Source organism: Saccharibacillus alkalitolerans, assembly GCF_011090185.1.
Taxonomy (GTDB): Bacteria; Bacillota; Bacilli; order Paenibacillales; family Paenibacillaceae; genus Saccharibacillus; species Saccharibacillus alkalitolerans.
Window position 1 is genome coordinate 161,291 of the sequence record NZ_JAAFGS010000007.1, and the last position, 19,979, is coordinate 181,269.

General features: G+C 62.7%; 14 protein-coding genes. 5 read left to right on the forward strand and 9 right to left on the reverse strand.

The features are described from left to right. Nucleotides 1-44: 44 nt before the first annotated feature. The 6 genes from GYN08_RS18325 to GYN08_RS18350 form a co-directional block, all read right to left on the reverse strand. Entirely contained in the window at nucleotides 45-2,390 is a 2,346-nt protein-coding gene (locus tag GYN08_RS18325; protein WP_166277286.1) for a universal stress protein, read from the reverse strand. Nucleotides 2,391-2,476: 86 nt separating this feature from the next. Beyond that, on the reverse strand, nucleotides 2,477-3,043 hold the full coding sequence (gene kdpC, locus GYN08_RS18330; protein WP_166277289.1) for a potassium-transporting ATPase subunit KdpC: 567 nt from the start codon (nucleotides 3,041-3,043) through the stop codon (nucleotides 2,477-2,479). A 129-nt stretch (nucleotides 3,044-3,172) separates the two neighbouring features. After that, nucleotides 3,173-5,203 carry a potassium-transporting ATPase subunit KdpB gene (gene kdpB, locus GYN08_RS18335; RefSeq protein WP_166277292.1) on the reverse strand — a complete coding sequence of 677 codons (2,031 nt, stop codon included), beginning with the start codon at nucleotides 5,201-5,203 and terminating at the stop codon, nucleotides 3,173-3,175. Between the two features lie 29 nt (nucleotides 5,204-5,232). After that, the gene (gene kdpA, locus GYN08_RS18340; RefSeq protein ID WP_166277486.1) at nucleotides 5,233-6,894 is read right to left on the reverse strand and encodes a potassium-transporting ATPase subunit KdpA; all 1,662 of its coding nucleotides are present in this window, start codon (nucleotides 6,892-6,894) and stop codon (nucleotides 5,233-5,235) included. Nucleotides 6,895-6,921: 27 nt separating this feature from the next. Beyond that, entirely contained in the window at nucleotides 6,922-7,002 is an 81-nt protein-coding gene (gene kdpF / locus GYN08_RS24145; protein ID WP_166277489.1) for a K(+)-transporting ATPase subunit F, read from the reverse strand. Nucleotides 7,003-7,111: 109 nt separating this feature from the next. Next, the gene (locus GYN08_RS18350; protein ID WP_166277295.1) at nucleotides 7,112-7,570 is read right to left on the reverse strand and encodes a hypothetical protein; all 459 of its coding nucleotides are present in this window, start codon (nucleotides 7,568-7,570) and stop codon (nucleotides 7,112-7,114) included. A gap of 574 nt (nucleotides 7,571-8,144) precedes the next feature. On the opposite strand from GYN08_RS18350, the gene GYN08_RS18355 reads away from it, so the two are divergent. From GYN08_RS18355 to GYN08_RS18370, 4 genes are all read left to right on the forward strand, one after another. After that, entirely contained in the window at nucleotides 8,145-10,841 is a 2,697-nt protein-coding gene (locus GYN08_RS18355; protein WP_166277298.1) for a DUF4118 domain-containing protein, read from the forward strand. Continuing rightward, complete coding sequence (locus GYN08_RS18360; RefSeq protein WP_166277301.1) at nucleotides 10,831-11,535, forward strand: response regulator; 705 nt, start codon at nucleotides 10,831-10,833, stop codon at nucleotides 11,533-11,535. The genes GYN08_RS18355 and GYN08_RS18360 overlap by 11 nt, the downstream gene beginning before the upstream one ends. Nucleotides 11,536-11,594: 59 nt before the next feature. Continuing rightward, nucleotides 11,595-12,044, forward strand: coding sequence for an Lrp/AsnC family transcriptional regulator (locus GYN08_RS18365; RefSeq protein ID WP_166277304.1), 450 nt, complete (start codon nucleotides 11,595-11,597; stop codon nucleotides 12,042-12,044). A gap of 271 nt (nucleotides 12,045-12,315) precedes the next feature. Further along, nucleotides 12,316-13,161, forward strand: a complete 846-nt coding sequence (locus tag GYN08_RS18370) for an endonuclease/exonuclease/phosphatase family protein (RefSeq protein WP_166277307.1) — start codon at nucleotides 12,316-12,318, stop codon at nucleotides 13,159-13,161. A gap of 156 nt (nucleotides 13,162-13,317) precedes the next feature. Here GYN08_RS18370 and GYN08_RS18375 read toward each other — a convergent pair whose 3' ends face one another. From GYN08_RS18375 to GYN08_RS18385, 3 genes are all read right to left on the reverse strand, one after another. Then, the gene (locus GYN08_RS18375) at nucleotides 13,318-13,743 is read right to left on the reverse strand and encodes a GNAT family N-acetyltransferase (protein ID WP_166277310.1); all 426 of its coding nucleotides are present in this window, start codon (nucleotides 13,741-13,743) and stop codon (nucleotides 13,318-13,320) included. A 239-nt stretch (nucleotides 13,744-13,982) separates the two neighbouring features. Next, nucleotides 13,983-17,261 (reverse strand): DEAD/DEAH box helicase, encoded by a 3,279-nt coding sequence (locus GYN08_RS18380; protein ID WP_166277313.1) that lies wholly within the window; start codon nucleotides 17,259-17,261, stop codon nucleotides 13,983-13,985. Next, on the reverse strand, nucleotides 17,258-19,036 hold the full coding sequence (locus GYN08_RS18385) for a hypothetical protein (RefSeq protein WP_166277316.1): 1,779 nt from the start codon (nucleotides 19,034-19,036) through the stop codon (nucleotides 17,258-17,260). Before GYN08_RS18385 ends, GYN08_RS18380 begins: the two co-directional genes overlap by 4 nt. A 264-nt stretch (nucleotides 19,037-19,300) precedes the next feature. On the opposite strand from GYN08_RS18385, the gene GYN08_RS18390 reads away from it, so the two are divergent. Continuing rightward, complete coding sequence (locus GYN08_RS18390) at nucleotides 19,301-19,972, forward strand: GntR family transcriptional regulator (RefSeq protein ID WP_166277319.1); 672 nt, start codon at nucleotides 19,301-19,303, stop codon at nucleotides 19,970-19,972. Nucleotides 19,973-19,979: the final 7 nt, after the last annotated feature.

Genomic DNA, 19,979 nt, shown 5'->3' on the forward strand with positions numbered 1-19,979 from the left:
TTCGGCTTTTCCCTTTGCCTGTCGTGTCGGTATCTGCCGCCGGCTTAATCGTCCCGCTTCACCTGCGCCGCATGGTCGAATCTCGCCACGACCAGCAGATCCATATGCCGAGCCGTCCGCAGCAGCCGCCGGGTCAGCGATCCGAACAGCAGCCGGTACAGCTTCGAGCGCCGCGTCTGGCCGAGGATCAGCTGCGTGCAGCGCCTTGCGTCGGCGCGCGTCAGCAGCTCTTCGTGCAGCCGCCGTGCGGGGACGCGTTCGCCGAGATCGAAGCTGCCGCCGAGTCTTCGCGTCAGCCGCCGAAGCTGCTCGATCCGCTCCCGCGCTTCGGCTTCCGGGCAGCTGTTGTCCGGAATATAGCAGACATACCAGGCGGCCTTGAGCCGGTAGGCGATGCGGAAGCCGCGCCGGATGAGCCGCTCCGCGTTATCGCTCAGCGTAATGGCGACGAAGATGACTTCCTCGCGCCGCCACGGACCCCGAAGAGAGCTTTTGCGCTCCCACGATTCCAGCCGTTCGTCCACGTCGTCCGCGATTTCGCGCAGCGCCAGCTCGCGGAGCGCGATCAGATTGCCCGTTTTGAAAAAATTGCCGAGTGCCTGATCCACTTTTTCCCGCGCATAGATCCGTCCTTCGCGCATCCGCTCCTGCAAAGCTTTGGGCGTGACGTCGATCAACTCCACCTCGTCGGCGAGGCTCAGCAGCGAATCCGGCACCGTTTCCCGCACCCGCACGCCGGTCAGCTGCTCGACGTTGTCGTTCAGGCTTTCCAAATGCTGCACGTTGAGCGTCGAGATTACGGAAATGCCGGCGTTTAGCAGGCGGATCACGTCCTTGTACCGCTTTTTGTTCAGGCTTCCGGGCACGTTCGTATGTGCCAGCTCGTCGACCAGCACCACTTCGGGATCGCGGGCGATAATGGCGTCGGTATCCATTTCTTCGAGCTGCGCGCCTTTGTAGGGAATCACCGCGCGCGGCACCAGCTCCAGCTCGCCGACCTGCCCCTGCGTTTCTTGGCGGCCGTGCGTTTCCAGCAGCCCGATGACGACGTCGATCTTCTTTTTGCGCAAAATATTGCCTTCCCGCAGCATCGTGTACGTTTTGCCGACGCCGGGAGCGGCTCCGATGTACACTTTGAAACGCCCGCGTTTGATCTCCTCGATCCGGCGGCCTGCCTGCTCCTCGCTTAGCCGCCGATACGGGCCTGCCGGATCTTGCAGCGATTCTTTGCGTTTGGTCGGCAGGATGCGCTCGCCGCCGCCCGACGTTCGGTCCGCGACGACGAACATATCCACGTTGCGCATGCATTTGACCATTTCCGCGACGATCGAGCCTTTGAAAAACTCCTGCGACCGGGTCTGGTTCGAATGCCCGATCACGATGCGCGACACGTTCTGCTCCAGCGCCAGGCGGACCAGGGTAGGCGGAATATCGCGCCTTGAACGGATCGTGATCTCGTGCAGCACCGCGCCGATTTTTTCGCACAGCTTGCGGATCGAGCGCCGGAATTCTTCGCGTTCCGGTCCGAGCTTTTCGCCCGGATTGACGAACGTGACCACCGACAGCTCGCCGCCGAGCCGCTGCGCGATCTGCTGGCCGCGGCGGATATGGATCGAGCCGTTCCAATGGTACTGCGCGGACACGAGAATATGCTCGGCGGTGCCGGAAGCGCCCACGTAGCCCTGTTCGTCGCGGTATTTGAGCAGCGTTCCGTTGACGCCTTCGGCGACCAGCCGCAGCGTAAGCTCTCTCAGCACGCCGATATTGCCGCGGCTGAACAGGTTTTTGTCCGGCATGTTTTTGAGCAGGCCGTCTTCGATCCGCGCCAGCAGCGCCTCCGGCGTGACGTCGATCAGCCGGACTTCATCCGCGAGTTCGAGGGTATCGGCCGGTACCGTCTCTCGGACTTCGATGCCGATCAGCTTGCGCGCCATCTCCGTTACGCCTTGAAGCTCGTACACGTTGACGGTGGCGATGACGCTGATGCCCTTTTCCAGCAAAAAGCGGATATCGTCCAACCTTGTCGCGTTCGGCGCGCCGGGACGGTTGCGATGGGCGAGTCCGTCGGTCAGCAGTACCTCGGGATTGCGCGCCAGAATCGCGTCGAGATCCAGGTCTTTGCGCTCGCCGCCGTCCGCGTGCCTCCAATGGATGCTCGGGATGCGTTCCAGCCCTTGAAGCTGCTCGATCGTTTCGGGACGGCGCATGGTCGAGACCGCGCAGAGGACGACGTCGACGCCTTGATTTTTCAGCGTCTGGCCGTCCCGCAGCATATGATAAGTCTTGCCGGAGCCGGAGATGGCCCCGATGATGATCTTCAGCCGGCCGGTATAGAGCGCGTTGATCGACTCCAATATTTCCTCCGGCGATTTTCGTTTGAAGTCCGGCATAAGGATTCTTCCTTCCGATACGAAGCGGTTATGAAGCGGCCGAGGGCGACCTGCCGTGCGGCAAATGAAAGCCGGCCGTCCAAGCGTTACCGAGCCGCCTGCACCTCCAGATTCAGTTCCAGCACGTTGACGACCGGCGCGCCGAACAGTCCGAGGGAGCGTCCCTGCGTATTCGCTTCGATCATTTTTTGCAGTTTGTCAGCCGCGATGCCGGTCGCCGCGCTCACGCGGGGAATCTGGGCTTCGGCCGCCGCCGGGCTGATATGCGGATCGAGGCCCGAGCCGGAGTTGGTGATCAGGTCGATCGGCAGTTCGGACACCGGAACGTCGGGATTTTCGGCCTGCCAGGCCGCGACCGATTCTTCGGCGCGCGACAGCAGGTCGGGATTGGAAGGCGCATAGTTCGGCGAGCCGGAACCGTTGGCGTCGTATCCGATGCTGGACACGCGGCCGCGGAAGTAGCCGGGTTCGGTAAATTCCTGACCGATCAGGCGGGAGCCGACGACTTGTCCTTCGGCATTTTCGATCAGGCTGCCGTTTGCTTTGTCCGGCGCGGCGGCTTGAGCCACGGCCCAGACGGCAACATTGTAGACAACGCAGCAGACGATCGCCACGGCAAAGATGGTGCGCAGCGACACCCATATGATTCGCATAAGATTATCCTCCGTTTAATAGGAGCGGTCCGCCGGATTCCGAGTGGAGACCCGAAGCCCGGGGACCGCCGATTTTGGTTTGAAGACTGCCGTTCGCCAGGGATTCCTTCCGGTGCGTATGCTGGGGGATCAGACGAACAGCTGCACGACCATGTCGATCAGCTTGATGCCGATGAACGGCACGATTACGCCGCCGAAGCCGTAGATCAGCAGGTTTTTGCCGAGCAGCCGTCCGGAACTCATCGGCTTGTAGGCGACGCCTTTCATGGCGAGCGGAATCAGCAGCGGGATAATGACCGCGTTGAAGATCAGCGCGGACAGGATGGCCGACAGCGGCGAATCGAGCCGCATGACGTTCAGCGTCTGCATCTGCGGAATCGCGATCATGAACATCGCCGGAATGATGGCGAAATATTTGGCGACGTCGTTGGCGATGCTGAACGTGGTCAGCGCGCCGCGGGTCATGAGCAGCTGCTTGCCGATCGCGACCACTTCGATGATCTTCGACGGATCGGAATCGAGGTCGACCATGTTGGCCGCTTCCTTCGCCGCGACCGTGCCACTGTTCATGGCGATGCCGACGTCGGCCTGAGCCAAAGCGGGCGCGTCGTTCGTTCCGTCGCCGGTCATGGCGACGAGCTTGCCTTCGGCCTGTTCGCGGCGGATGACGGCGATCTTGTCTTCCGGTTTGCTCTCGGCGATAAAGTCGTCCACGCCCGCTTCCCGTGCGATGGTGGCCGCGGTCAGCGGATTGTCGCCGGTACACATGATCGTCTTGATGCCCATGCGGCGCATCTGTTCGAACCGCTCGCGCATGCCGGGCTTGACGGTGTCTTTCAGATAGATCAAGCCGTAGATCCGGCTGTCGACGGCGACGGCCAGAGGCGTTCCGCCCGCAGTCGCGATCGCGGCGCTGTTCGAGTCGAGGTCGGAAGGGACGGAACCGCCCTGCGAAAGCACCCACTGCTTGACGGCGTCGACGGCGCCTTTGCGCACTTTGCGGCCGTCTTTCAGATCCACGCCGCTCATGCGCGTTTCGGCTTTGAACTCGATGAATTCGCCGCCCTGGGCGAGTTCCTGATCGTACGTATGTCCGTTTTTCTTCATGAGCTCCAGCACCGATCGGCCTTCCGGCGTCTCATCCTGCAGCGAGCTGACCGAAGCCCAGTAGGCGGCCTCGTCTTCCCGGCTGCCTTGAACGGGCACGAATTGGCTTGCCATCCGGTTGCCGAAGGTGATGGTGCCGGTCTTGTCGAGAATGATCGTATTGATGTCGCCCGACGCTTCGACCGCTTTGCCGGACATGGCCAGCACGTTGAACTGCGTGACCCGGTCCATCCCCGCGATGCCGATCGCGGACAGCAGGCCGCCGATCGTGGTCGGGATCAGGCAGACGAGCAGGGCGATCAGAATCGGAATTTCCATTTGAATGCCCAGGAAGTCGGACAGGAACGGCAGCGTGACGACGACGATCAGGAAGATCAGCGTCAGGCTGACCAATACGGTGTTGAGCGCGATTTCGTTCGGCGTCTTCTGGCGCTTGGCGCCCTCGACGAGCGAGATCATCCGGTCGAGGAACGATTCGCCGGGATCGGCGGTGATCCGTACTTTGATCCGGTCGCTGACTACTTTGGTGCCGCCGGTGACGGAACTGAAATCGCCGCCGGCTTCCTTGATGACCGGAGCGGATTCGCCGGTGATTGCCGACTCGTCGACGGAAGCGAGTCCTTCGACGACTTCGCCGTCGCCCGGGATCAATTCCCCGGCCGCGATGACGACGAAATCGCCTTTGCGCAGATCGGAAGCGGGCACGCTTTTGACTGCGCCGCTGCCGGATATTTTATTCGCGGTAATGTCCTGTTTGGTCTTTTTGAGCGAATCGGCCTGCGCCTTGCCGCGGCCTTCGGCCAGCGCTTCGGCGAAATTGGCGAACAGCAGCGTCAGCAGCAGGATCAGCGCGGTCACGACATTGAACCAGCGGGGCACCGTGCCGCCGAACGCGTTCGGCGCGAAGCAGAGCAGCAGCGTGACGAGAAAGCCGATCTCGACGACGAACATGACCGGGTTGCGCAGCATGATGCGCGGATCGAGCTTGACGAACGATTCTTTCAGGGCGCCGCTCACGATCTCGCCGCTCAGCATGGTCTTTTTCTTATCCATAAATCAGCGTCTCCATTCGTATATAAGGTCTACAGCGTCAAATATTCGGCGACCGGACCCAGCACGACGGCCGGGAAGAACGTCAGCGCGCCGACGATCAGCACGACGCCGACGAATACAGCGCCGAACATGGCCGTATCGGTACGGAACGTGCCGGACGATTCCGGTACCGTCTTTTTGGCGGCCAGCGAACCCGCCACCGCGAGCAGCGTCACCATCGAGATGTAGCGGCCGAGGAACATGACGATGCCGGTCGAGACGTTCCAGAACGTCGTGGCATCGCCGAGGCCTTCGAAGCCCGAGCCGTTGTTGGCCGCCGACGAAGTGAATTCGTACAGCGCCTGGGTCAGTCCGTGAAAGCCGGGGTTGGAGATCGTCTCGGGATTCGTCGCCAGGGCGATCGCCGTCGGCACCAGAATCAGGAACGGCTGCACCAGCAGCGTCACGGCGATGAGTTTCATTTCTTTGCCTTCGATCTTGCGTCCGAGGAACTCCGGCGTGCGTCCGACCATCAGCCCGGACAGGAAGACGGCAATGATCGCGTACATCAGTACATTAAGGAATCCGACGCCCGCTCCTCCGAACACGGTATTCAGCATCATATTGGCCAGCGGGATAAGGCCGCCGAGCGGAGTCAATGTATCGTGCATCGTATTGACGGCGCCCGTTTCGGAAGCGGTCGTCACGACGGAATAGAAAGCGGACTGAGCCGTTCCGAAGCGATCTTCCTTGCCTTCCATCGAACCTTGGCCGTGCTCGACGCCCAGCGCGTTCAAGGCCGGATTGCCGGCTTGTTCGACCGACAGCGAGATGCCCGTCATCACGATGAACATCACGAGCATGGAGACGAAAAGGATGCGTCCCTGTTTGATGCGTCCCGCCATTTTGCCGTAAGCGTACGGAAGCGACGTCGTGACCAGCAGCATCAGGAGAAGCTGGAGCAGATTGCTGAGTCCGTTCGGGTTTTCGAACGGATGCGCCGAGTTGACGCCGAAGAAGCCGCCTCCGTTGTTGCCGAGTTCTTTGATGGCCAGGAACGAAGCGACCGGACCCCGGGCGATCGTCTGCTGGGCGCCTTCGAGCGTGGTCGCGGTCGCGGCCGGTTCGAACGTCTGCGGAACGCCCATGAAGACGAACAGCAGGGCGGAGACGAAGGCGACGGGCAGCAGCACCCGCGTGACGGCGCGGATCAGATCGGCGAAAAAGCTGCCAGGGGCTCTGCCCGTAAGTCCGCGGATAAAAGCCATGACCAGCGCAATGCCGGTTGCCGGCGACACGAACATCATGAACAGGATTCCCGTGGCCTGCGAGAAGTAGGACAAGCCGCTTTCGCCGCTGTAGTGCTGCAGGTTGGTGTTGGTCATGAAGCTGATCGCGGTGTTGAACGCCAGCGAAGGCTCCATGCCGGCGATGCCCGACGGATTCAGCGGCAGCATGCCCTGGAAGCGGAACACCAGATACACGACGAAGATCATGACGGCGTTGCTGACGACCAGGGAAGCGGCATAAGCTTTCCAGCTCTGGTTCTCTTCGCGGATGCCGCCGATTTTATAAATAAGCCGTTCGAACGGCCCGTAGATCCGGTTCAGCCGATTCGGGCCGTAATCGAACGCCGCCGCCAGATACAGGCCGACCGGCTTGGCCAGCAGGACGACGATCAGCAGCGTTACGACGATTGCAAGGATGTCGATTGTGGTCACGAGATTCCCTCCATAAAACTAAAATTTTTCCGGATTGATCAAGGCGTAGCACAGATAGAGAAAAAGAAGGGCGACGACGCCCGCGAGCAGCCAAATCATCGATCGTCACGTCCTTCCCGGACGGATCTGTCGGACCATAGGGAGAGGCCCAGCATCAGCAGCGTCATGAGTGCGAGCATAGCGGTCATCAAAATGTCGGTCATAAGGGTCAACCTTCTTTCGGTTCGAATGGATGGTGCGCGCGCAGTCCGTCTGCGGACGGGAGGAGAAAGCTTACGTCGCTCGCATGCGTGCAGACGACATACGAAGCGCCGAGTTTTCTGTAAAGCCGGGAAGAAGCGGCGCTGTGGGTAATCACGTAGACCGGCGCGCAGGTATGGTCGGCGGCATACTGCAGATACCCGCAGGTATGGCGCAGCGTATCCTCGAACAGATACACGGCGCACACCGGAAATTCCGGCAGCGCGGAGCCGGCGTCTCCCGCTGCCGGGCAGAACATCGCGCGAACGCCCCGCGCTTCCCATTTTTCCCGTTCGGCCGGATCGTCGGTCAGCACCGCGGCGTGGATTCCTCTGCGCTCAAGCGCCAGTCGGAAACGTTCGGCCGCGGCATCCGGCACCGTAAGCAGGGCATAGTCGTCAAGCGATTCGTTTCTGTCGGCGTTCATCTCGGGCTCCCGATCGGATTAAAGGCGGCCCGTACGGCTGTCGCGGCCCGGCCCTCTCGGCCGGAACCGCTCACGTACGGCGCGGCCCGACTCTTGCTCTTCGGCAAGGCGTTGACTCTGCTGCGTGCAAAACGGTCTGAATCGGCGTGCCGGAGATCGTGCGGCTTCCCGGCTTGCCGTGTCCGCGCGGTGAGAGCTGCGCGCGGCGGACAAAGGATTTGCGGCTTCCGCTCTCACGCCGGAGGCCGCCCGTTCCTTGTGTTGAACTCGCGATTCATGTCACGTATCTTAGTCCCGATCGCCCGAACTGTAAAACTCTTCATGGGCGATAAAACGGCTTGGGATGACGCCTGGTTTCTTTCTTGCGGTTAAAAAGGAACGTTGGTCGTTTCTACTTCTATTTTCGCCCGTTTTCTCGCTTTTTCGCTTATTTTTACGCTTTTTTTACGGCTTTAAGCAAGATCTTTATGCCTTTTTTATGCGTTTTTTTCATCCGTTTTCGCCATTGTTTCATCGGGTGTCTTATACTGGAAGGAGAAAGAAATGCGGGCCTTCGGCCGACAGGAGAGCGGAAGTGAGCGACTTGGACAAAAATGGACTGCGCAGGGGAAAACTGACTTTATTCATGGGCGCGGCGCCCGGTTCGGGCAAGACGCAGGCCATGCTTCGGGCGGCCGTAAGGGAAGCGGCGGCGGGCATGTCCGTCCGCTGCGCGGTATCCGGGGCGGAAGCCCGCTATCCCGATACGCTGGCGCTGCTGCGGGATGCGGCGCTGCCGGCCGCGCCGGAGCAGGGCGGGGAACTGGACGTGGAGCGCCTGCTGGAAACGAAACCGAAACTGGTCGTGGTCGATCGGCTGGAAGCGCGAAATTCGCCGAGGGCCGTGCGGAGCAAGCGGTATATGGACGTCGAGTCGCTGCTGCTGAACGGGATCGACGTATATGCGGCGCTTAATATCGGCCATGTGGAGAGTCTGAACGCGCTGGCCGGCCGCATTCTCGGCGTTCCGCTGCCGGAAACGGTGCCCGACGCGTTCGTCGAGCAGGCGGACACGCTGCGGATCGCGGACGCGCCGCCCGAAGAGATTATGCGGCGCAGCGGGACCTCGTCCGCCGGAGAAGAGGAACTGTCCGCGCTGCGCGAAATGCTGTTTCGCTTTGCGGCCGAGCGGATGGACAGCCGGCTCGACGACTATCTGCAGGGCGGGGAAGCGGCCGGAAGGCGCGGACCCTGGCCTGTCGCGGAGAAGGTCATGGTCGCGATCGGACCGGGACCTTCGACCGCCGAGCTGCTGCGCATCGGCCGCCGCACGGCCGCGGCGCTGAAGACGGGTTGGGTCGCCGTCTATGTCCGAACGCCGGAAGGAGCGCCCTTTACGGGCGTGAAGCGGCAGGGCGATCCGGAACCGAATCTGCGGCTGGCGGAAGAGCTGGGCGCGGAAGTGTTTGTGGTGGACGGCGGGCATGTCGCGTGGGAACTGCTTCATTTTGCGGAGCAGCATAATATTCGGCAGATCGTCGTCGGCGAGACGCTGCGTTCGCGCTTCGGCATACGAATGCGCGGCACGCTGGCGGAAAAGTTGGTTCGCGGCAGCCGGGGCATCCATATTCGGGTCGTACCCGGCGATACGGGGCCGGCGGGACCGCCGCCGGAAAGCTTCAGCCGAAGACGAGCCGGCGCGGCGCGGGCGCGGGAAGGACCCATACCGCGCTGGGCGGAATACGCGCTGATTGCCTTGATTACGACGATCATGACCGTTGTGCTGCGGGAATACACGGAAATGCTGCAGACCGTGAATATCGCGCTGATCTATCTGTTTCCCGTTCTGCTGAGCGCGGTGTACGGAGGGCTGGGCCCGGCGCTGTTTTCCGCGGGGGCAAGCATGCTGGCGTTCGACTTTTTCTTTATCGAACCTCAGCTGAGCTTTACGGTCGCCGATCTTCGCTATCTGATCTCGTTTGGCGTATACGTATCGGTCGCCGCCTTGACGGCCAGCCTTGCCGAACGGCTCAAGCAGCAGGTGCGGCAGGCGAGGCAGCGCGAGGCGCACACCGCTTCGCTGTACGCGTTCAGCCGGCAGATCGGGGCGGTCTCGGACGTATCTTCGCTGCTGGACGGGGTCACGCACCAGCTGGCGCGGACGATCGGAACCGAGACGGCGGTCTACCTGCCGGACGAGTCCGGCGTGCTTCGCCTTGTGCATGCCTCGTCGGCGGAAGCCAGGGAGGGCGGAGAACGCGCGCGCGAAGAGGAAGTGGTCGTGCGGATGGTATATGATGAAGGAGAAGAGGCCGGTCACGGGTCGAAAACGCTGCGGGAGCTGCCCGGGCGTTATCTGCCGCTTCGCACGGAAGAGCGGACTTACGGCGTTCTGGCCGTTCGTCCGCGTCTGGGCCCGGACGGCCGCGATGCGCCGCTGAGCGCCGAACAGCAGCGGCTGCTGGAAGCGCTGTGCGGGCTGGCCGCTGCCGCGATCGCCCGCTTCAAGCTGGCCGAAGAGGCCAAACTGGCGCATTTGACGGCGGAATCGGAACGCCTGCGGACCGCGATTCTGGATTCGGTCTCGCATGAACTGCGGACGCCGCTGGCGACCATCGTCGGTTCGGCGACGGGATTGATCGAGAACGACGATCTGTTTTCTCCTCAAGACCGGATGGAGCTGTTGGAGACGATTCGCAGCGGCGCGATGAGGATGAACCGGCTGGTGCAGAATCTGCTCGGCATGGTTCGACTGGAGAGCGGCATGCTGAGATTGCGCCGCGAATGGTGCGACGTTCAGGATCTGGTCGGCGTGTCGTTGGCGCAGATCCGGGACATTCGCGGCAGCCGCAGGCTGAACGTCGACATCCCGGGCGACCTGCCGATCATCCGGGGAGACGAGGTGCTGCTGGAGCAGGTGCTCGGCAACGTGCTCGGCAACGCGATCAAATACAGCCCCGACGGCAGCGAGATCGGCATTTCGGCGAAGGCGCGGAACGGAATGCTGATGCTGCATATTTCGGACGAAGGACCGGGTATCGCGGCAGGCGAAGAGCGGCATATTTTCGAAAAGTTTTACCGTTCGGGCGCGACCCGTCACGTATCGGGTACGGGCCTGGGGCTGGCGATCTGCAAAGGGATCGTCGATCTGCACGGGGGCGTCATATCGGCGGAATCGAGGACGGACGGGCGAACCGGCACGCTCGTGAAGATCGGACTGCCGCTGCCGGACGCGCCCGAACCGCCGGAGAAGCGGGTGAACGAAGAAAGGGGAATGAACGATGGCGAATGAAACGGCTGCCGGCGCGCGTATCCTGATCGTGGACGACGAGCCGCAGATCCGCAAGCTGCTCAAGGTGACGCTCGCCGCGCACGGTTACGCCGTGCACGAGGCGGCTACCGGCGAAGAAGGCGTGCTGCAGGCTCCGCTGTGTCATCCCGATCTGATCGTGCTGGATCTGGGACTGCCGGATCTGACGGGCATGGAAGTGTTGGAACGCATTCGCGAATGGTCGGGCGTCCCCGTGATCGTGTTAACGGCAAAAGACCGGGAAGAAGACAAGATCGCCGCGCTGGACGCCGGGGCGGACGACTATGTGACCAAGCCTTTCGGCATGGGCGAACTGGTCGCGCGCATCCGGGTCGCGCTTCGCCATACGGCAAAGTCCGTGGAAGAACCGGTGATCCGCAGCGGCGCGCTGACGATCGACCTGGCGCAGCGGATCGTCGAATCGGGCGGAGAACGGGTGAAGCTGACGCCCACCGAATACGATCTGCTGAAGGCGCTCGCCTCGAACGCGGGCAAAGTCGTGACCCAGCGCCAGCTGCTGCAGCGGGTATGGGGCAGCCAGCACGACGAGGGAGACAGTCATTATCTGCGAATCTATATCGGGCATCTGCGCAAGAAGCTGGAGGAGGACCCTTCGCAGCCCCGATTGATCGTAACCGAACCGGGAGTCGGATACCGCTTCCTGACCCAGGAATGATATACTGAAGACAATCGTTTCGATGGTTAAAAATGCAATGCGGAATAGGGTGATAGGGCTTGGACGTTTTGGATATCAAGATTCTCAAGTTGCTGCAGCAAAACGGACGCATGAACGTGACCAGTTTGTCGAACGAACTGTCGCTGAGCCGGCCGAGCGTGGCCGAACGGCTGCACCGGCTCGAGGAGCGCGGCGTGATCGAAGGGTATACCGCGCGGGTCTCCCCGCAGGCGGTCGGAAGGGATACGCGGCTCGTGATTCAGATCGCGGATCTTCGGGTCTCGCCGCAGCATTTCGAGCAGTGGGCGCAGGGCGAGACGGACATCATTGAATGCCACCGGGTCACCGGCCAGGCGAGTTACTTTATTCAGGCGGCCGTCGCCGGCACGCCGGGACTGCGCGAGCTGGTCGATCGGCTGATGGACTTCGGCAGCGTGCAGACCTCGGTCGTGCTGGCTTCGCCGGTATCGAACCGCTCGATTCTGCCGCCGGACGCTCCGGCGGACTGAGGAAGGCGCCGCCGGTTTCGCTCGGCGCGGGAGAGATGCTCCGGTTAGCGTTTCGAGCGCTGTTCATGCTTGCCGTCTTGCCTGCGGCGCGGGATCGGCTTAAACGAGGAGAGCGGTTGGAGTTCTGCGCCTTCCGGCGCGGCTCGGACCGTTCTTTTTGCGCTGCTCTCCCGCTGTCCGCGCCGCCCTGCCGGGTGTGTTACACTGGGAAGGCCGAGGCGGATGCCCGAGGGGGAACGGACGCCGAAAATTCAAGAATGCGGGTGATGACATGAAACTGCTGACGCTGAACGCGCACGCATGGCATGAAGAGGAACAGGAACAGAAAATTTCGCGGCTGGCCGATTTTATCAACGAGCGGGGCTTTGACCTGATCGCGCTGCAGGAGATCAATCAGTCGCCGAAGGCGGAAGAGGCCGGAGCCGACCGCTTGTCGCGTTACTTCGAAGCGGAGCCGGGCGTGAAGATCCGGATCGACAATTATGCGCTGGTGCTGCTGGAGCAGCTGGACGCGCCGTATTACTGGTCGTGGCTGCCGACGCACAGCGCTTATCAGGGACGGTACGACGAAGGGGTGGCCGTGCTGACGCGGGAGCCGATCGAAGACGCCGTATACGACTACATATCGGGCATCCGGGATTATATGAATCCCAAGACCCGCCGCCTGCTGGGGGTTAAAACGTCGAGCCGCGCGGAGGGAAGTTCGGAAGCGGAGCCGCTGTGGCTGTTCAGCGCGCACTGCGGCTGGTGGAACGACGAAGCGGAACCGTTCCGAGGGCAGTGGGATCGGGCGGAGGCGCTGATGAAGCCGCTGCGGGATGCCGGAGAGCGGATCTTCCTGCTCGGCGATCTGAACAACGTGGCGCAGATCCGCGGCGAAGGCTACGACTATGTCATGGATCATGGCTGGTGCGACCTGTACACGGCGGCTGCCGAAAAAGACGAAGGCTCGACGGTGCTCAAGGCGATTGCCGGCTGGTCGGACAACGAAAGCCCGCTGCGCATCGACTATATTCTTTCCGGCCTCCCGGTCGAAGCGAAGAAGTCGGAAGTGGTGCTGGACGGGAACAACGGCCCGGTCGTGTCGGATCATTTCGGCGTGGCGGCGGAAATATAAGCCGACCGTTTGCTCCGAATAGGTGAACGAAGAGGAAGAGGCTCATCCTCTTTCGCATAAAAAAAGACCTCCGCGGCGGAGAAGTTTCCGCTTTGCAGAGGTCTTTTCGGTCGTGGAGCGCGGTCGTTCGACAGGGCCGAAGGAGCGTCGGCGGAATCAGTTCTTCGGCCGGCTCGGCCGGTACATCCCGATCGAAGCGGGAGCCGTCTCGATAAAGCCGAAATGCCGGTACAGCGCGTCCGCCGGCGTATCGGCGATCAGGCTGACGAACGAGCCGGGCTCTACGTGGGCATCGAGATAGCGTTCGATGTCCGCCATGATGAGGCGGCCGAGTCCGCGCCGCTGTACGGACGGATGCACGACGATGTCGGAGACGATGTAGGCGCAGCCTCCGTCGCCGATCACGCGGCCCATGCCGACGAGCTTTCCGTGCTCGCGCAGCGTCACGACGAACAGCGAGTTCGGCAGTCCGGCGCGCGCCGCTGCGGGCGTCCGGGCGCTCATGCCGGCGGCAATCCGCAGTTCGATATATTCTTCCGGGCCCGGCGGTTCGTAAAGGACCTGAATGTCCTGGTTTTCCATGCGGGTATCTCCTTGTTCGCGAATTTGGTCCCATAAAATAGAAGCGTCGGGAAGCGATGAACGTTCTCTCCTGCACGGTGAATGTTTGTTCCCGATAAATGAACGTTTACTCCCGGGAAAAAGCTTTTCAAAAGCTTTTTCGCCCCAAAAAGCTGGTTTTTTCTTCCCGGTACGAACGATGATGAACGTTTTTATGACGAAAATGCGATCCGTCTCGGCAAGGGGAGGAGAGAAGGACCTCAGCCTTTCCGCAGCGTGAACAGATCCCGCAGCGCGCTGTCGGACAATTCGGTGATCCAGCCTTCCGAGCCGGCGATGACGCTGTCGCTGAGCTGCTGCTTGCTCTCCAGCATGTCGTCGATCCGCTCTTCCAGCGTGCCGATCGAGATGAACTTGTGCACCTGGACATCCTTGGTCTGGCCCATCCGGTACGCCCGGTCGGTCGCCTGGTTCTCGACGGCCGGATTCCACCAGCGGTCCACGTGGAAGACATGGTTGGCCGCCGTCAGGTTGAGGCCGACGCCGCCCGCTTTGAGCGACAGGATGAACACGGCCGTCGTCTCGCCCGGAGGCTGCTCCTTGGCCTGAAACTTCTCGATCATGCGCTCGCGCGCCGTTCTCGGCGTGCTGCCGTTCAGATAGAGCACGTTCTCGCCGAGCTCTTCGCTCAGCACCCGCTGCATCATCTCGCCCATGCCGATGTATTGGGTAAAGATCAGGCAGCGCTCGCCTTCGGCCCGCAGCTCCTTGACCATGGCCACGAGGCGCGAGAGCTTGGCGGACTGCTCGATCAGCGTATCGAGATCCGGCGCTTCTTCGGGGTCCGTGCCCGCCGAATCGCCCGCCGTCAGCGCCGGATGGTCGCACAGCCGCTTGAGCTGCGTCAGCGCGGACAGAATGGCGCCTTTGCGCTTCATGCCTTCCAGCTGCGGCATCTCCTTGAGCAGCTGCTTGACGACCTGCTCGTACAGCACGCTCTGCTCCGGCGTGAGATGGATGTACGTCTTCATCTCGTTCTTCTCCGGCAGATCGAGCTGGATGTTCGGGTCCTTCTTCTTGCGGCGGAGCATGAACGGCTTGACCAGCTTCTGCAGCTCGGCGATCTTGTCTTCGTCCTGTTCCTTCTCGATCGGATTGGCGAAGCGCTCCTGGAACGACTTCGGCCCGCCGAGATAGCCGGGCACCATGAAGTCGTAGATCGACCACAGCTCGGCCAGCCGGTTCTCGATCGGCGTGCCGGTCAGCGCGATCTTATGCAGCGCTTTGAAGCTGCGGATCGCGGTGGACTGCTTGGTCTGCGCGTTCTTGATCGTCTGCGCTTCGTCCAGGCAGATCGTCAGCCAGTCGAAGCCGCGCAGCAGCTCCTGATCGAGCGCGGAGGTCGCGTACGACGTCAGCACGACGTCGGCGTCCGACGCGGCCGCGGCGAACGCTTCGCCGGTTCGCCGGTTCGGACCGTAATGCAGCATGACGCGCAAATCCGGCGCGAAGCGGGCGATCTCCTTCTGCCAGTTGCCCAGCAGGGACGTCGGGCAGATGATCAGCGAAGCTTCCAGCGGATAGGAACCCGGCCGGATGATGCCGTCGTCCGGCGGCAGCCAGGCGGGAGGTCCGCCGCTGCCGCTCGCGTCGGCGCGCGCCTGTACCGCCGCGGAAGCTTCCGCGTTCGCGGAAGCCGAATCCCCGCCGCGAGCCGGACGGGCGCGCCGGCCCGCCTGCGGGCGCGCGTCGGCGTACGCTTCCGATCCGCCCGCGTCGTACCCGCCGCCCGGCGCCCGGCCGGCTTCCGCTTCGGCGCGGCTCTCCTTGACGTGCAGCAGATACGAGATCAGCTGCACGGTCTTGCCGAGGCCCATGTCGTCGGCCAGGCAGGCGCCGAGGCCCAGGCGGCGCAGGAAGGCGAGCCAGCCGAAGCCTTCGCGCTGGTAATTGCGCAGCTCGGCGCGCAGTCCCTTCGGGATCCCGATTTCCGGCCAGGCTTCCTTCTGGCCGAGCTGGTCGATCAGCGCCGCCAGATGGCCGCTCAGCTGGACTTCGATCTCCAGCCGGGCGTCCTCTTCGGCCCGGGACCGTTCTTCCGCCTCGCTGTTTTCTTCTTCTTTCTTCAGCAGCTGAAGCTGAAGGATATCCTGGAACGACAGGCCGCTTCGCTTGTCGAGCCCGTTCATCGCCCGGCTGATCTGCGTCAGCAGGGCGGGATCGAGCGCGACCCACTCGCCGCGGAACTGCACGAGCCGCTCGTTGCGCGCGGCCAGCTCGAGATATTCCTCTTCGCTGAACTCGGCGTCGCCGATGGCGATCCTCCAGTCGAAGTTCAGCACGGAATCGAGGCCGAACACGGAACGGCCGCCTTTCTTGCCTTCGCCTTCTTCTTCCTTGACCCGCGCCTTCAGCTTCGGCTTCTTCTTGCTCGCCGCCTGCCACCAGGCCGGCAGCAGCACCCGCCATCCGGCGTTCAGCAGCCGAGGGCTGTCCTTCGTCAGGAACTGCCAGGCGTCCGGCCCGCCCATGCCGCGGGCCAAAATGTCGTGTCCCGGCGCCACGCGGGGCGTCGGCAGGCCGGTCCGCAGGCTCTTGAGCCATTCGGCGCTCCGCTCGCGCACAGGCTTCTCCCAGGCCGAAGGCCAGTCTCCGGCCGCGATGCCGACGTCCGACAGCGTAATCGGGACGAGCGTCGCTTCGTCCTTCTTGTCCTGGAGGGCCAGCTGCAGCCTCCAGTCCGCGCTGTCCTCGTCCGGCTCCAGGAACCGGACGACGGGACGGAACGGCGCGGCGTCTTCGCGCCAGCCGACCGCGACGAGCCAGGCATCCTCGTCGAGCCCCGCCGCCGACGCCCCGCGATCGAACAGAAGCGGATGCTCGCGTCGGAGATCCAGCGCGGCCTGCTCCGTGCCGTAGCGCCGTTGGAAGACGGCCGCCGAGTAAGCGGCCCTCAGTCCGGCCGCGAATGTCTCTTCGAGGTCGTCTTCCTCGCTGCGGCCGCCGAACATCGCTTCTTCGTAAGCTTCCTCGTCGCTGAGTTTTGCCGAGCTGCCGCGCGTTTCGGCGGCCGCCGCGTTCGCGCCCCGAAGCCTGCCCCGGTCCAGCGCGGCCAGCACCGAAGCGTGCTGACGCTCCTTGAGCGCATGCCGGTCCCATTTCCACTGCAGCTTGCCGGAGCGGTAGGCGCCGAAGTCGGGCTTGTAAGCCCGCTTGTCGATGCTCGCCGCCAGCGCCGGCGCGCTGCGCGTCAGCAGTTCGGCGTCTCCCTCGAAGTTCCAGTCGATATGCCGAAGCAGCGGCCGTTCCGCGAAGAAGTCCAGCACCATCTCCGCCGGCAGCAGCACCAGCTCCATTTCGCCCGTGCTCTGCATTTCCAGAGCGGTTCCGTAGAACGATTCCTCGTGCCGCGCGAACAGCAGCTGCTTGAAATACAGACCCGGAACCGCGCCGTACGTCGGCTTTGTTCCATAGAGCAGCACGTCGCCGAATTCGCTCAGCACGGCGTGCACCGTAACGGTTTCCATCACTGCGTTCATAGCATCAGCTTTCCTTTCTTCAATTCTTCCTGCAGCGCGCGCAGCCGCCCGTACCGGGCGTTGAACGACTCCATGAAGAAGTCCCAGCGCTCCTCGCGCTTCATTTTCCTGTACAGCTTCTCCAAACGCTTGAGCAGCTTCACCGCGGCCTTGTATCCGTCGCGGCTGCGCTGCTCGACCATCCGTTCGACCGCCTGGTGATAGAAGGGGAGCAGCTGCTCCGGCGCGTTTTTTTCGATCGGCGCAAGTTCCGTCACTTTGAAGCGGGAAGGCTCGGCTCCCGTCGACAGCTGATAATCCATCCACTCGTCCCAGCGTTCGCGCTCCAGCAGCTTGGTCTCGTAAAAAGTCGACGCGTACGGCAGCATCCCGCTCAGCGCCGCCCACATTCTCGGCTCGGCGTCCGGCAGATGCTCCAGCGTCTCGTCCCACATCCGCCCGTAATCGTCCAGATTCGCCCGCGCCCGCTCCAGCAGCGGACCGAACGTTTCGAGCCATCCGGCCAGCCGCTCCCACTGACCGCTTCGGGCGGCGGGGGAGAGGAAGTCCGGCAGTTTTTTCGGCGAAAAATAAGGTTTGTCCGCGGCTTCGGCCAGCAGAGCTTTCGCTCTGTCGTCCTGTCCCAGGCAGAATCGGCTCCAGGCATTCGCGCCCAGCCAGGCCTGCCGGTTCAAAGACCGTCCCAGCTCGCGTTCTCCGTCCATCAAATACTGGAGTTCGGATTCGTAACGGTCGGAATGTTCGCCGGCCGGCATGCCGCTTTCCGGAGCGGCCCATTCGGTCAGCAGCCGGTAATAGCCGCGGGAAAAAGCATCCTGCTCGCGGTCTTCGGTCAGCATCAGCCTGCGCAGGAATCCGAGCGTTTCGTCCAGCCGTTCCCGGACGAGCGGATCGCCGGGCTCCGGAAGGGGAGCGGCGAGGCAGGCTTCCATGCCCGCCGCCGTATCGGACACGGCAAGATGCGCATAGTAGCCGGTCGAAGACGAGATCATCGTCTTCAGCACGAAGAGATGCGCGTTCAGCCGGTACAGCGCTTCGATGCCCGCCCCGAAAGGAGGCAGGTCTTCGAAAATGCGGCTCAGCGTCAGCTCGGCGAACTTCGGATTGCGGGTCCGTCCCGTCAGCGAAGCGGCGGCTTCCTCGAAGCGCCGATGCCAGGCCGAGATGCCGGACGCGGCAAGCAGGGCGGCCTGCTCGACGCCGGGCGCTTTGCGCGTACCGTCCCCGTCCGCCTCTTCGGCGGCGAGAAAGTCCGGCCGGCTGCCTTCGGCATGCCCGGCTCCGTCCGCTCCGGTCCGCGCCGACATTCGGGCGGCCTGCGGACTGCCGCTTTCGGCATGCCCGCCTTGAGCCGCGGCGCTTCCGCCTTCAAGCGAGGCGTCACGGGCCGGGCCTTTCTCGGCATCGGGTCCGCCCGCGCGCGAAGTTCGCGCGGCCGGACCCGAAGCGCTGGCATTCGCTAGGGCCGATACCGGCCGTCCGCGCAGCCGGGCCAGCTTCATCAGCGCCGCCGCCTGATGTCGGCACGGCTTGCGATCTTTGCAGCCGCAGCTGCCTCCGGCCGGCAGATCGAGCGCCAGCTCGACCCGGCACAGCGTATCGCCTTCCTTGACTTCGGCTTCCAGCCGCCGATCTTCCGACAGCGAGAGCTGCTGCACGCTTCCCATCCGCTCGTATTGAAAGCCTCTTTTCAGCGTCAGGTCGTCATAAGCTTCCGCCACGCCCTGCACGAGCGTATTCCATTGTTCGTCGGTGAACGCCGTGTTCGCATTCATGCTGTTTATCGTCTCCATCCCGTAAGGTTCGTTTCGTCCGCCTATTATAACACGGAGTGGCGAACGTCTGTACCCCGCGAGGCCGATTCCGATAAGGGAAAGAGCGGCCTTCGAGGCTTCGGCCTTTTCCGTTAAATGCTTCAGCGCGTTCAAGAATTAAAAAAAATTTTCCGAAAACGTATGCAATATATTGCATGACGGAAATTGAACGGATATAATGAACCAATCCTATCAAGGCCATGTCAGTTATATAAGGAGGGCGTTATGCCGATTCCAACAGGTTTTACCACGCCGAACCGACTGTCGGCCAAGCAGCGCGCCTTCCAGCAGCTTCAGGAGTGGATTATCGACGGTACGCTTCAACCGGGGGAGAAGCTGAACGACGGCGAACTCGCCAACGCGCTCGGCGTAAGCCGGACGCCGGTACGCGAAGCGCTGCAGCTGCTGAGCGTCGAAGGGCTGGTCGAGATGAATCCGGGCGTGTCCACGCAGGTGACGCAGCTGAACGGCGAAGACATCGCCAAGATTCTGCCGCCGCTGGCCGCGCTGCAGTCGCTGGCCGCCGAGACCGCGCTGCCGCTCATGACCGCTCGGACGATCGAGTCGCTCCGGCACGTCAACGCCGAATTCGGCGAGGCGCTGGCCAAAGACGATTACCATTACGCGCTGAAGCTTGACGAAGAGTTTCACGGCATCGTCGTCGAACTGACGGAGAATCCGTATATCGCGAATACGATCTCCACGTTTCAGGCGCATGTCCGAAGGCTGTTTTTCCACAATTCGATTATTCTGGACGAGGGTTCGGTCGAGGAGCATGAGCTTATCGTCCAGGCTTTCGAGCAGGGGAACCGGGAAGAGTTGAACCGCTTGGTCCGCCGCAATTGGCTTCGGGCGATCGACGCCTACCAGGCCAAGCGGGAGAATCGTCAGCTTTGACATTCAT